This window comes from Paenibacillus thiaminolyticus, assembly GCF_003591545.1.
Lineage (GTDB): Bacteria > Bacillota > Bacilli > Paenibacillales > Paenibacillaceae > Paenibacillus_B > Paenibacillus_B thiaminolyticus_A.
In genome coordinates this window covers 16,497-29,708 of sequence record NZ_QYZD01000033.1, presented here as the reverse complement: position 1 = coordinate 29,708, position 13,212 = coordinate 16,497, and the positions used below count along the sequence as shown (strand labels likewise).

Sequence of the window (13,212 nt, the reverse complement as noted above, 5' to 3'; positions counted from 1 at the left end):
CACTGCATCAGTTTCTAGCGGTGATTACCAGGCAATAAATGCTTTTTTGCCCATTTCTCCGAATTTCCGCTTCAGGAACGCTTTGAGCGATTCCTTGCCGGCAGCCGCAACCAGCGATGCCCCGCCTGTTCCGATCGCCGCAAGAATAGCGGCTCCCGTAATGAGCCAATCTACTCCCTCAAGAATTTTCACAACTGCCCCGGCGGCGACGGCAGGCACACCAAACTCCTTGACCATGTCCGCAACCGGCAGCATGCTTACCATGCCGAAATACAAGGCCAAACAAGCTGAACTACCAATCAACAACAATGAGAGCTGAACGAACTTACTTTTCTTCAAAAATACATTTGTCATGTTCATGAATCCCCTTTCATGATTTTGTACATCGCGGTAATATACGTCGTCTATCAATTTCCAGATATAGGGTGCACCCATATTTATTATAACGCCAACCCACGTTTTGTCAATAAAACTTTTTTTATATATAAATTCTATGACTATACATATTTTACGTATTGCACATCTAAAGTAACAATATGCTGAAACAGCAAAAAAGGGGAAGAATTAAAAAAGATGACCCCTAACCAAATATAGGGATCATCTTCTAACTGTGGTGCATATATAATGCTTACCGATAATTTCCGGTTACAAAAATTTTTCCTTTGTCGAATACAGGGGTCTTGCCTTCGATCCGGATGCTCTTGCTTCCGCCAATATCCACGGAGATATCCTGGATTTTGTCCTGTGCCGACAGCTTGACATGCTTGAGCACGATGTCGCTGTCATCGTATACTTTGACGTCGATTTCGCCTTCAACGTTGAGCACGAAGACTTTCAAGTCCAGCTTCTGATATTTATTTTCCGGCTGGAGCTCGAACGACTTCGCAGCCGAGTTCAGATCATCGAGCACGATGCCGGAACCGTAATCGACTCCGCCCTGAACCGTATATTGCTTGTCTTTCGTCGACATCGAGGAGTAGCTGAGCTTGATTTTGTCGGAAGTAATCGGTGTCGTGCTTGATTTTTCTCCCAAATAAATCGTCTGGTTCTTCGAGTCATACTCGACGGCCGTGCCCAGCGCAATGGCTACCGCCCGCACCGGGAGGTAGGTGGTTCCGCCGTATGTTATCGGCGCCAGCTTGTTGCCGGCGCTGTCCTGCGCCTTCCATTCCTTCCCGTTCACCTGGAACTTGATGGACCAGTTCAGCTGCGCGCTAATCTTCTCCAATACCGGAGCGGCGCTGACGCCGGCGACAATGCCGAATGCCATCGCAGCCGCCGTAATCGTGACTACTGCTTTCTTTTTCATTACATGGGGCCTCCTTTGACAATTCGTTGTCCGCATTCTTTTTTCGTTATCCATATGTATTCTAGACAGTATATCGTTGGGCGCACCCAATCACCGCCCAGATATGGAAAAAAAGCCTTCGTTCCACATGGAACGAAGGCGTCCAGCAGTGACTTGCCGAGCTCTTACTCCCATTCAATCGTCGCCGGCGGCTTCGACGTAATGTCGTAGACGATCCGGTTGACGTTGTCGACCTCGTTCACGATCCGAACCGAGATCTTCTCGAGAATATCCCACGGAATACGCGCCCAATCGGCAGTCATCCCGTCAATGGACGTAACTGCACGAATGCCGACCGTGTACGAATATGTGCGGGCGTCACCCATGACGCCAACGCTCTTCATGTCCGGCAGCGCGGTGAAATATTGCCAAATCTCGTTATCAAGTCCCGCCTTGGCAATCTCGTCACGCAGAATCGCATCCGATTCGCGAACGATTTTCAGCTTATCCTCCGTCACTTCGCCAAGCACGCGAATCGCGAGCCCCGGCCCCGGGAACGGTTGGCGCCATACGATAGCGCGCGGCAGGCCCAGCTCTTCGCCGACCTTGCGCACTTCATCCTTGAACAGCGCGTTCAACGGCTCAATCAGCTTGAACTTCATATCTTCCGGCAAGCCGCCCACGTTGTGGTGAGACTTGATCGTCTGCGCGGTTGCCGTTCCGCTCTCTACGATATCGGTGTACAGCGTGCCTTGCGCCAGGAAATCGAACTCTCCCAGCTTCGCCGACTCTTCATCGAAGCAATAGATGAACTCATTGCCGATAATCTTCCGCTTCCGCTCCGGATCGGACACGCCGGCCAGCTTGCCCAAGAAGCGCTCGCGCGCGTCGATCTTGACCACATGCATGTCGAACTTGCCGACGAACGTCTCCATGACGCCTTCGGCTTCATCCTTGCGGAGCAGACCGTGATCGATGAACATGCACGTCAACTGATCGCCGATGGCGCGGTGAATCAGTGCTGCGACGACAGAGGAATCGACCCCGCCGCTCAAGGCGCACAGCACCTTCTTGTCGCCGACCATCTCGCGAATCTCGCGAATCTTATCCTCGATGAACGATTCCATCGTCCAGTCTCCGTGGCAGCCGCACACCTCATACAGGAAGTTTTTGATCATTTCGTTGCCGTGTACGGAATGGCGCACTTCCGGATGGAACTGCACCGCATAGAAGCTTTTCTCCGGGTGGCTCATGGCCGCAATCGGCGCATGCTCCGTGCCGGCATCGATGCGGAAGCCTTCCGGCAGCTCGACGACCAGGTCCGTATGGCTCATCCATACCGTCTGGTTCGGATCCAGGTTGCCGACAAGACCGCATCCCGGCTGGAAGACGACTTCGGCCTTGCCGTATTCACGCTTGCCTGCGCGTTCGACCTTGCCTTTCAATTGATGGGACATCATCTGCATGCCATAGCAAATGCCAAGAATCGGAATGCCCAATTCATAGACGCCCTCATCGACCAACGGCGAGTTCTCCTCGTATACGCTAGCAGGGCCGCCGGAAAACACGATCCCTTTCGGGTTCAGTTCCTTGATCTTCTCCACGGGGGTATTGTAAGGAATGAGCTCGCTGTATACCCCCAAGTCCCGAATACGGCGCGCGATAAGCTGGTTATACTGTCCTCCGAAATCAAGGACGACGATCATTTCATGTGGCTGTGTCATTGCCGAGCCTCCCAAACCATATTGCTCATAATTATAACGAACCGACAAAAGCCGAGTCAATCCGCAATACTTCCGCGAAAGCGCTCACTTTTTTGTTTCCCCCGATCTTCGAGCGGAGTAATTCCTTCCAACTCCTTAAAAACGCGGTAAAGTTGCTTGACATGCTCGTAACCCTGGCGGCTGATGTCCGCAATTTTGTCGTCTATCAAGCATCCGCTTCGCTTCCTCCAGCCGCAACTTTTTGACATCGTTCACGAAGCTGTGTACTGCTTGAACGCCTCGCTGAAATACGTACGTGTAGCTGAGCGAGACATGATTCGGCACCATCGCCATCGTCAGCGTCAGTGGCTTGCCGCAGTGCTCCCGAATATAGAAGATCGCTTCCTTCATCTCTTCCCGCCCCGAATGGGCCTGACGCACTTTGGACACATTGCGGCTCAGATTGAGCAGGAATTGCTCCAGCGCCTTCACGTTAGTCTGCGCGTCGCTGAACCGGAACATGGCGCAGACACCGCGTGAGCCGGCCAGCAAATCCGCCGGAGCAGCCCCGTACACGCGGAACACGTCGTCGATGACCTGCCCGTTAACCAGGCCGCGCAGCTCCTCCAGATAGGCGATACCGTACTCGATCAGCTTATCCTGATCGAACAGATCATATAGCAAGTCGCGCAATTCCTTATCGTGATCGGTGCCCAGCATGTTCGCCAGCTTATGCACTTCTTCCAGCGGCGGCTTCAACGAAAGAACGCGTCTCCGGGGTGGAGAAAAGAAAAAAGCAGGCCGCGAACGGAATCGCAACCTGCCTCTGGGACACAATCAAAACCCGTGAAAGAGGCCTAGCAAAATGAGCCATGCAAGAATAAAAACCAACGAGCCAATTATATATGCAGTCACTTCCATTGCTTTATTCTCTTTCTTAACGCGCAACGCGATGGCCTCATTGAAGACACCGAAAGACGAGATGAGCAGCATAATGCCCATATACATCGCTTTCGCTTTGTTCTCTTTACTTAAAAGTATTGCCACTCCACAGAGAAAAACCCCGAATGCGGCCAAATATTTGATAACTTTAAATCTATTCATTGTATTTAACTGGATGGCTGGTATCCATCGGCTCCTTCTAAAAGATTGTAGGCATTTCGCATTGCTTCATTACCGCTATTCGAATTCTCATAAATGGTTAATGCTAAAGGAACTGAACCAATTAACCCAAGGATAGCAGCACCAGTCACCACTGTTAAAACTCCCTCTGCAACTAGAGTAGAAGCAGCTATATCTATCGCGCTTCTCGCTGCAGCAACATTATTGGCATACATTTTGAAATCAGACAAATCGCTACCCGAATATAACCATTTTGTAATCTTACCGCCCCTAGGACTGTCCATAAAAATATTGTTTGATGTTTCGCGGGCAAGACACTTAAAGTAATTGTAAGGGGATATCCCCATATTCGTGTAGTATGTAAAGTCTTCTCGCCCCCCTGATTCAACCCGGCTGGCCGTCCTAAAACTATAATGATTTGATCCGTAATTAACTTCTGCATTCAGCTCTTCATCAGACAGTTGATCTCCGTCAATATAATATTTACCGTCCTCCGTAATTTCTATAACGCTTTCATTATGAGCATCTCTGAATAATCTCTTAAAACGTTCTTGTTGAGTAAAAAATTGATAACGGGTGGATTCACGAATTTTAATGGTTTTAACTCCGTCATTTTCAACCGTTGCAGTAGAGAATGCAGAAATTTTCGTTCCAACAATATTGAAATTTTCGTCAACTACGTTCGTCCGGATCGTATTGTAGTTCTCCTCAACATTGTCTGCAAATGTTGGTGTTGGTAAAAAAACAATCATAATTGCCATTGACAATAATACCGCCAGCATTTTCTTGAAAATCTTCAAATCAAACACCCTCTTCCTTTTTATTAAAAAAAAACATTACATTTACAATAATACCAATATAAAGAATATAAGGGAATACAAAATTATCTAATTTCTTTTTTTTTACTTTTCCCATGTAAAAAGATCCAAAGTGACTACATAAAAAAGGAGCACCCCATGATAAGCCAAGAGCTTATCGCGAGGTGCTTCCTCGTTACTCCCTACTTGAATTGGTTCAAAACTTGACACTCACAGAGCCCCATCATCCCCTGCTGACGGACTCCCCTTCCACGAGCGTCACGTAAATCCGTTCATGCTCCACCTTTTCCCCGGAAATAATTTTGATGAGCTGCTCCGAGGCCAGCGCGCCCCATTTATGCTTGGAATAATCGATCGTGGCGAGACGCGGCTGCATGTAACGGGTAAGCTCAATGTTGTCGAAGCCGATAACATGGATATGCTCGCCGATCCGGTACTCAGTGTCGGCCAATCGGTCGCACAGTCCGATCGCCATGTCATCATTAAGGCAGAAGACGGCTGCCGGCTCTGTATACTCCTGTATAATCTGATCTGCGGCACGCTCTCCGCCGCTCTTTTTGAAATTGCCCGGAATCTCGATCCATTCCACATCCTCGGCCCGGTTCGCGACCAGCTTCACGGCCTTCATTCGCTGATTGGAATCGTATGATCCCTCGGGACCCGTCACGACATAAATCTTCTTATGGCCCCGCTCGACCAAATATTCCGTCGCCAGCGTCGCTCCCGCCTTGTTGTCCAGCAGCACCTGATTAATATTCGGATGTTCCAGCTCCCGGTCCAGCACGACGATGCGATGATTGCGGTCCGCGTATTGAATCAGTTCTTCACTTGAAAATGTCTGGTCCAAAATAATGGCGCCATCAATCATCCGCTCGGGGAGCATGCGATGGGACTGCTTCCCGCTGCACACGATCAGATCATAGCCCTGCGCGTTGCAGACTTCCTTCATTCCATCGAGAAGCTCTCCGTATACATCCCCCTTGAAGTCCGTCAGGAACACGCCTACAATCTTCGACTCCCTCTTCTTCAATGTTCTTGCGGCAGCATTGGGCACATAGTTCAGTTCTCTGGCAATCTCCAATATTTTAGCGCTTGTCTCGTCCGTCACTTTGCTGCTGCCGTTAAGAGCATAAGATACCGTTGAGATCGAAACTCCGGCTTTTTTAGCGATATCCTTGATACTAACCACTTGTCCTCGCTCCTCTGTTGGGTCACCAGTCCTTCAATACATTAATTACGAATGGTAATGTTAACCCTATTGTAACATCCGGCAGCGCCACTACATAAAGATCTCGACTACGTTCCGATCCGGCTTCATCTCGCGTTCCAAGACAGCCTTCGCCACGCGCAGGCCGCCCTGGCGATACGGATTGGATACGCGTTCGCCATGCAGCGGCTTCCCGTTCATCACGACACGGCTGACCGCTCCATCCGTTATGCGATAGATGAAGGTCACCTTCGCCCCGGCGAAGCGGAAGTCGAACTGCATCCCGTCCAACCCGGCCGGAAGGACCGGATCGATCACGAGATCGCCGCCGTCCTGCCGGATTCCAAGCGCGTGGGAGATAAGCTGATTCATGTAGATTCCCGGTCCACTGGAGTAGATTCTCCAGCCTCCCTTTACCGGAACCTGCCCGCCGCGCAGCGCGTCGATATGAGCCTGAGCCTCATATCTGGTATTGAATTTGCCGTCGGAGCTGCTGAAGTAGGCATTGCTCTGGCGGAGCTCCGCGTTCGGCACGACCTCGTAAATGCCGACCGGATTAACCATCTCCAAGCCGTTCCACACGTCATCCGCATGCCCCAGCTTCGCCATCGCTTCCACATAGCGGATATGCGCATGCACATATTGAAGCCCGACCTCGCGGCCGAAGTTGGCCGCCTGTTCCGCCCGCTTGAAATGCGTGCTGACGCCGCCGGCGTATTGGGCCGGACGGTTCATCAGGCGGACGCCGTCCGGGAAGAACAGCTTGTCCTTAATGAGGCGGTAATTGGCCTCAGCCTGCTCCCGATCAACCAGTTCCGCGATAATGCTGCGCGTCATCGGCAGCAGCCGGAATTGGATGCCGGTGTCCGTATCCGTCGGATGCAGCATCCGCTTCACATGCTCCGGCTCCTCTATATAGAGGAAGCCCGGAATGATCTTCGTGTCCAGCATATAGCGGTTGTAGTCCCGCGCGATGCCGGACGCCATCTCCCGCAGCTCGGCCGCAAGCGCTTGATCTGCCGGAAACAGCGCGCGGGAGAGCTGGTTCAGCGCCTGATATGTCAGCGCGACGGTCCAACTGCTGACCATATACTTCTTCAGCTGCGCATTCGCCGGCTGGAGCGTGTCGTCCCAGTCTCCATCTCCGTACGAGGACAGGTGCGTATCATGCAAGAAATGAGTGCGGATATAATCGATTTCCTTGGTCGCATGCTCCCGTATCGTCGCCATGCGCTCGGTGAAATCAAACCGGTGCTTGATGGTATAAGGGACCTTTTCCTCCAAAATACTGTAATCCCGGGTAGCCGTCAAATAATCTCCCAAAACTTTCAGCGGCCAAACAATAATGTCGCCGTGGCTCTCTTCCTGCTGGATGGCGAAATATTTGTCGAACATGAACCATTGCGGCCAGTTGCCACCGTCTTCATACTGGTGGGAATAGACCATCTTCAAAATATCCCGCACCTGCTCGTATTTCTGCGTCGCCATGAAATATTCGACCGGTCCCTGACACACGTCCCGGGTTCCCCAGGCTGCGCCGCCATACTGCTCCAGCCCATGCGGAACCGCGTAATGGACAAGCATGTTATGCGTGTACCACCAAGCGAGGGCGTTCACCTTGAAAAGATCTTCCGCGCTCTCTCCGCCGCGCGACAGCCGGAATCCGTTCATCGTCTCTCCGAAAAATTCGCGATAATCCGCAATCTCTTCCTCCATGCTGCGCGAAGACCGGGCAGACTCCTCTCCGTCAAGCTGCCCTTGCATCGTCAGCGTCCACTCCGGGCTCGCGTCCAGCTGCAGCGTCACAAGGGAAGCGTCGCCGGAACAGATGCCGTCGGCCAGCGCCGTCTCGTCGCCGACAGCGGCGTCTGCGCCTTCCACCCACAGGCGGTACTGCAGCTTCGGGTAGACGCCTGCGCTAAGCGAAGCGGGAGCCGCGGAGAAGATCAGCTTGCCATGGTCGTTGCTCATCTGTACCGGAAGTTCATACTCATTGACATGCATCGTGACCTGATTCGTCACCAGATAGCGGTAAGACTTGCCGCTCTCCGCGCGCACATGCAAGCGCACCTCCGGCGCATCCGCCGCCGTGACGTTCGTAATGATCAGCATGTCGTCTTCCGTTTTGTAATACCACCGTACATAGTTAAATCCGATCTCGAACAGCGAAGGCATCGCGAGCAGCCGGTACTTGCCTTCCCGCTCTACGTAAATGCGCTGCCCGGCCGTCTTCGGCACGTTGAGCGGGTTACGGGCATTGCTCATCATTTTGTTGAAATTCGTATTCCCGACCACCACATGGGAATTGAACAGCCCGTACATATAGGAAGTGGTCGTCAGGACGTCGGCTCCCAGCTTCACGCTGCGGCCGCTCATCAGGATATGCCCGTGCGGGCGTTCGACAAGCAGTTCCTTCTCCTTCAGTACGACATGCTCATACGTGTCCGTGAAGAAGGCCAGCAGTTGCCCTTGCCCGTCGCGCTCCTCCTGATGAATGCGGGGGAAGCGCGCCTTCACTTCCTCCTCCTTCATGGAAAGGGTGCGAAGCGGCTCGCCAATCTCCTGCTTCAGGCGAACCGGGGGCAGCTCGCGCAGCGGCTCAGCCCCGTCAGCGGACAGATACGCCTCCCAGGCCGCCTGCACCTCATCCGCGTATTCCAGCTCCGTCACGGCGGCCGCATGATCCGGCTTGAAGAGGCCGTAGAAGACGAAGCGGGCTTCGCCGCTGAGCGCTACCAGCTGTGATTGAAGCGCCGTATAAGCGAACTCGTATTGATAGATTTCATTGGCCAGCTTAGCTTCGCTTAAGGCTGCCGGAATATTCGTCTCCTTGTAGGAGCGGCCAAAAAATTGGAATCCGTCGGTCGAAAAACCGGCAGCACCAGTCAGCGTGCCCTGCTGAACGTACGGGAACACTCCGCCCTGCGGCTGGTTCTGGCGCGAGCAGACGACATAGCCCTTCGCCTCGTCCTCGAATACGGCGTGGTCGATATACTGCGACAGATACGCTTCATTGCTGCGCACGGCACCGGCATCGGCGACGCCGATGTCCTGGCCGTAGATGACGTCGATCTTCACGCCGTCACCGCGCGCCTCGACGTCCCAGAACCAGACACCCTGCTTCATCGGCGCGAACGTCACCCGATATGCGACGCCTTCCGCCGCGCCCTCCCAGACGAGACGGCCTTCGCCGGCGCGAACCGTGCTGCCGGAGTGAACGCCGAGCAGTTGATAGAACCGGATGCCGGATTCTCCATGAATCCGGAGATACAGATTGTTCAAAGACCCGTCAAGCGGGCTTGCCAGTAGTTGATTGATCATCGTCTGGCCGCCGGTCCGGCCGCTTACGGCCTGATACAGATCCCCGCTCTCCCAAAAGGTAAAGCGCAGATCGCCGGCCAGAACATCAAGCTTGGACGTCTTGGATGTCTCTATGGTTGTCATGTGTGTGTCATTCCTCCCAGCTCTTGCATCAGCATCGAGCAGCAATTCATCTATGTTAGAGAATGTCAAATTCCTATATTAATAAGAAAAGAGGACGGCGATCGGTATCCTCCTTCAGATTGCCGCCGTGGTAGCCGCGGACGAACGCGCGCGCGAAGAGGCTGTTCAGATACGGATCTTCCCCGGTCGTCTCCATCACTCGTCCCCAGCGCGGATCGCGAACCAGATCCACCATCGGCGCGAAGGTAACATGGATGCCTGCCATCGCAGATTCCTTGGCGGCCACCGCGGCGCTTTTCTCGACAAGGTCCACATCCCAGGAGCAGCCGATCGCGAGCGGAATCGGAAATATCGTCTTAAACCCGTGCACGACATCCGCCATGAACAGCTGTGGAATACCGAGCCGGCTTTTGCTTAAATAGGATCTCTGCACGTCAATGACAGCCTGCGCGCCCGACACTCCAAGCACGGAGCCTCTGGCGGTCACCATCGATTCGGTGATCCCCATTTCTTCCATTGGGCCGGTTACTTGTCCTTCGCTCTCTGCGCCTTCATGAAAATGGGCCGTAAGCTGCAGCAATTGCGCGACTTTCTCTTCCAACGTCATTTGCTGCAACAGGGCGGTTAAGTGCGGGTTGTCCATATTTCGTTCCTCCATTGCTTCATTTATAAGGACGTGTTCATTGTTTTTTGCCGGAAAAAAAATCGATTTTCAAAATTGAATCACTGCCAGATTCCTTCTCCTTTCTCAGGAGCATGCATAACCGGAATGATAGCAGCACAATCATCGGCGCCAGCCCCCCCCCAGGTCATACACCAGCGCAGGAAATCCTCCGCTGCTGCAGTTATGCACATTCCTCATTCAGAAGAGCTGGACGATGAAGGGAAGAACCCGGCTGCACCGTACTTCCTGCATACCGGGTTCCATCGGCTCGGACCGCTGGCGGAACGCCTCGGGCCAACTTCACTTGCAGCTACATGCTTAGCTCTTGTTGTTTGTTTTATTGTTGGTTCAGTTCATCGAGAACCGGTTGGACAAGCGGCATTTTACTGTCCACCCATTTCTTCCAGTTCGCTTCCAGATCGCCATTTTGCAGAATCAGGTTCGTATATTCCGACTCATAGTTGAAGGTCGCCTGATTTTTGGCTTTAGAATCGTACAGTTGACCCGTCCAATCGTACTCGGCCAGCTTGCCGCCTTCTTTGCCGAGCTTGGCTTTGTTCTGATAATGAAGGATCGCTCTGTCGCGATATTCCTTCTTGATCGCCGGGTTGATCATGCTGAAGTCATCGCCCAGAAGGTACAACCCTTCGAAGCGGCTTGGATACTTGTCTTCCAGGGACGTGCCTTCCGGCAGCAGGCTGACGAGTTCTTTGTTGTCGCCGTATTCCCAATCCTTGCCCTCGAAGCCCATATTGAGCAGCATTTGTCCCTCTTGCGCCGTCGAATAATCCAGCAGATCCATGATGCGTTCGAATTTCTCCTCGCTAATATCCGGCGAGAAAATGAGCGCAGACCAGAAATTGACTTGCTCCAGGTTGCGGTACTTGCCGTCGTCGCCAAGCACGATCGCGGTATGAACGACTTCGTCGCTCTCTACGCCGAAATTTTTCTTCATCGCCTTATCCACGTCTTGTCTGTACGACGCCAGACCGCCAAGGCTCGTAATCGCGGCGGTGCCCTTCACCCGGAAATTGTCGCTGCCTTCGCTGTTCTTCCAGGTGTAGAACTCCGGATGGAGCAGTCCTTCCTTATATGCCTTCTGCATCAGCTTCAGACCGGTCAGCGTTGCCGGATCGGCAGGCCCCCAATGATATTTGCCGTCCTCGGCTTTGTAGAACGCGGACTCGACGCGGGAGTGCTCGCTGTTCGGCATGATAATATTCGTCAGCGCGTCGCCGGCATTATAAGAAATCGGCACCAGGTTCGATCCGACCTTGCCCGGATCCTTCTCCTTCACCAGCTTGGCGTATTCCATCAACTCGCTTGTCGTATATACGTCCTTCAAATCGAAGCCGACCGCTTCCGCCCAGTCTTTGCGCAGCGCGATGACGCCGATCTGGTTCACCAGCGGATCGGCTGGCTTATTCTCGTAGTAGACCGGCCGCGGCAGCACATAGGTGCCGCCCGTCAGCTCTTCCAGCTTCTCGCCCAGACCCGTCAGCTTGTAAGCCGCCGCCCCGTTCGGCCAACGCTCCTTCCAGTCATCCGGGAATTTGTAGAGAAGCCCTTGGTCGATATAATTCATCGCATCGCCGTGAATGTAGTTCCAGGTCGCAACGTCAGGCAGGTCGCCGGAGTTGATCCACAGCCGCAGCTTCTCGCCCCAAGAATCCCATTCGATGAAGTTGTAGTCCCAATCGATGTTGAACTTGTCCATCCAGAACTTGTGGAACTCATTGTCGAGCTGGCCGTCTTTAAGCTGAATCGTGCTCGCCACGGAAATGGTCAGCTTGTCTTTGTAGCTTCCGTCGCCGTCCTTCTCATTGCCGCCTTGCGCTTCCTGTTTCGAGCAAGCAGTCACCATCAGCATGACCACGCATAATGCGATAGCCAGAACAGATTTTACCGACAGCTTTTTGTTCGTTTTCATTGGATGTCTCCCCCGTGATTTTAGATTTTTCGTGCAAAAATCTAATTTTGTGAGTGTTCAAAAAGTTCGGGTTCGTGATCAAAAGCGAGCTTTTTGGAACTACCTCTATAAGTAGTTATCAGGTCTTGATGGCCCCTGTTAACACCCCTTTAGCGAAATGCTTTTGCAACATCGGGAAGAAGCACATAATCGGCACCATCGTCACGAAGACCGCAGCCATTTTCATCCCCGTTGAAAAAGCTTGCTTGCCGACCGCATCAACGCTGGAAGCGTTCGAGACGTTGGTTTGCGACTCGACAATGATCGTTCGCAGTACGTTTTGCAGCGGAAGCTGGTCCGCCTTGCGCAGGAAAATCATCGCGTCGTACCAGCTGTTCCAGTATGCGACGCCATAGAAGAGCGTAATGGTCGCCATTATCGGCGCCGCCAGCGGCAGGACAACGGAGAAGAGAATTCTCCATTCGCCCGCTCCGTCCAGCCTTGCGGATTCCATCAGTGATTCAGGCAGGCTCTGGAAGTAGTTCATCATCAATATCATGTTGAATGCGCTGAAGCTGCCTGCCAGGATGACGGACCACAGCGAGCCTGTCAGGTGGAGCGATTTCATAATCAGGTAGAGCGGCACGATGCCGCCGTTGAAGATCATCGTGAACAGCACGAGGAAGAAGATGATCTTCTTGCCCGGGAACTTGCTTCTGCTGAGCGCATAAGCCATGCTGCTCGTCAAGAAAAGACTAAGCGGCAAACCTACGATAAGCAGCTTGAACGTATTCCAGTAGCCCGTCAAAATACTTCCGTCCTCGAACAGCGCTTTATAGGAAGCCAAGGTCGGATTTCTCGGGAACATCATCAGCGGATTATCCGCATATTCCTTCGGCGTCGAGAAGGAAATCATGATGACATTCCAAAACGGAATCAGAATCAATAAGGCGAATAGAAGCAACAGGAAGAAAATAACGTAATCGAGCGCCGTCATTTTTCCGATGCGGAACTTACGCGGCTTGGCAGCTGTCTTGCTCATCCCTTGCACCCCTCT

9 protein-coding genes and 1 pseudogene are annotated in these 13,212 nt (G+C 52.8%); all 10 read right to left on the bottom strand.

The genetic code is table 11. From position 1 onward, the window contains the following. Positions 1-24: 24 nt before the first annotated feature. The 10 genes and pseudogenes from DQX05_RS24550 to DQX05_RS24500 all read right to left on the bottom strand — a co-directional run bounded on the left by DQX05_RS24550 (position 25) and on the right by DQX05_RS24500 (position 13,197). Positions 25-354, bottom strand: coding sequence for a circular bacteriocin, circularin A/uberolysin family (locus DQX05_RS24550; RefSeq protein ID WP_220483256.1), 330 nt, complete (start codon positions 352-354; stop codon positions 25-27). A gap of 274 nt (positions 355-628) precedes the next feature. Beyond that, positions 629-1,345: a stalk domain-containing protein gene (locus DQX05_RS24545; RefSeq protein ID WP_397335983.1), complete on the bottom strand. Its 717-nt coding sequence runs from the start codon at positions 1,343-1,345 to the stop codon at positions 629-631. Between the two features lie 128 nt (positions 1,346-1,473). Beyond that, a complete protein-coding gene (gene guaA / locus DQX05_RS24540) occupies positions 1,474-3,012 on the bottom strand; it encodes a glutamine-hydrolyzing GMP synthase (protein WP_119795983.1) in 1,539 nt (512 codons plus the stop codon). 135 nt (positions 3,013-3,147) lie between these two features. Then, positions 3,148-3,750 (bottom strand): AraC family transcriptional regulator, encoded by a 603-nt coding sequence (locus DQX05_RS24535; protein WP_119795982.1) that lies wholly within the window; start codon positions 3,748-3,750, stop codon positions 3,148-3,150. A 350-nt stretch (positions 3,751-4,100) separates the two neighbouring features. Continuing rightward, positions 4,101-4,913: a hypothetical protein gene (locus DQX05_RS24525; RefSeq protein WP_119795980.1), complete on the bottom strand. Its 813-nt coding sequence runs from the start codon at positions 4,911-4,913 to the stop codon at positions 4,101-4,103. Positions 4,914-5,154: 241 nt separating this feature from the next. Then, a complete protein-coding gene (locus DQX05_RS24520) occupies positions 5,155-6,120 on the bottom strand; it encodes a LacI family DNA-binding transcriptional regulator (RefSeq protein WP_119795979.1) in 966 nt (321 codons plus the stop codon). A gap of 90 nt (positions 6,121-6,210) precedes the next feature. Continuing rightward, positions 6,211-9,582 carry a GH36-type glycosyl hydrolase domain-containing protein gene (locus DQX05_RS24515; protein WP_119795978.1) on the bottom strand — a complete coding sequence of 1,124 codons (3,372 nt, stop codon included), beginning with the start codon at positions 9,580-9,582 and terminating at the stop codon, positions 6,211-6,213. 97 nt (positions 9,583-9,679) lie between these two features. After that, a pseudogene (locus tag DQX05_RS24510) lies at positions 9,680-10,225 on the bottom strand (glycoside hydrolase family 3 N-terminal domain-containing protein); the annotation flags it as partial. A gap of 358 nt (positions 10,226-10,583) precedes the next feature. Continuing rightward, positions 10,584-12,176: a type 2 periplasmic-binding domain-containing protein gene (locus tag DQX05_RS24505; RefSeq protein ID WP_119795977.1), complete on the bottom strand. Its 1,593-nt coding sequence runs from the start codon at positions 12,174-12,176 to the stop codon at positions 10,584-10,586. Positions 12,177-12,294: 118 nt separating this feature from the next. Continuing rightward, complete coding sequence (locus DQX05_RS24500) at positions 12,295-13,197, bottom strand: carbohydrate ABC transporter permease (RefSeq protein WP_119795976.1); 903 nt, start codon at positions 13,195-13,197, stop codon at positions 12,295-12,297. Between the last annotated feature and the right edge of the window lie 15 nt (positions 13,198-13,212).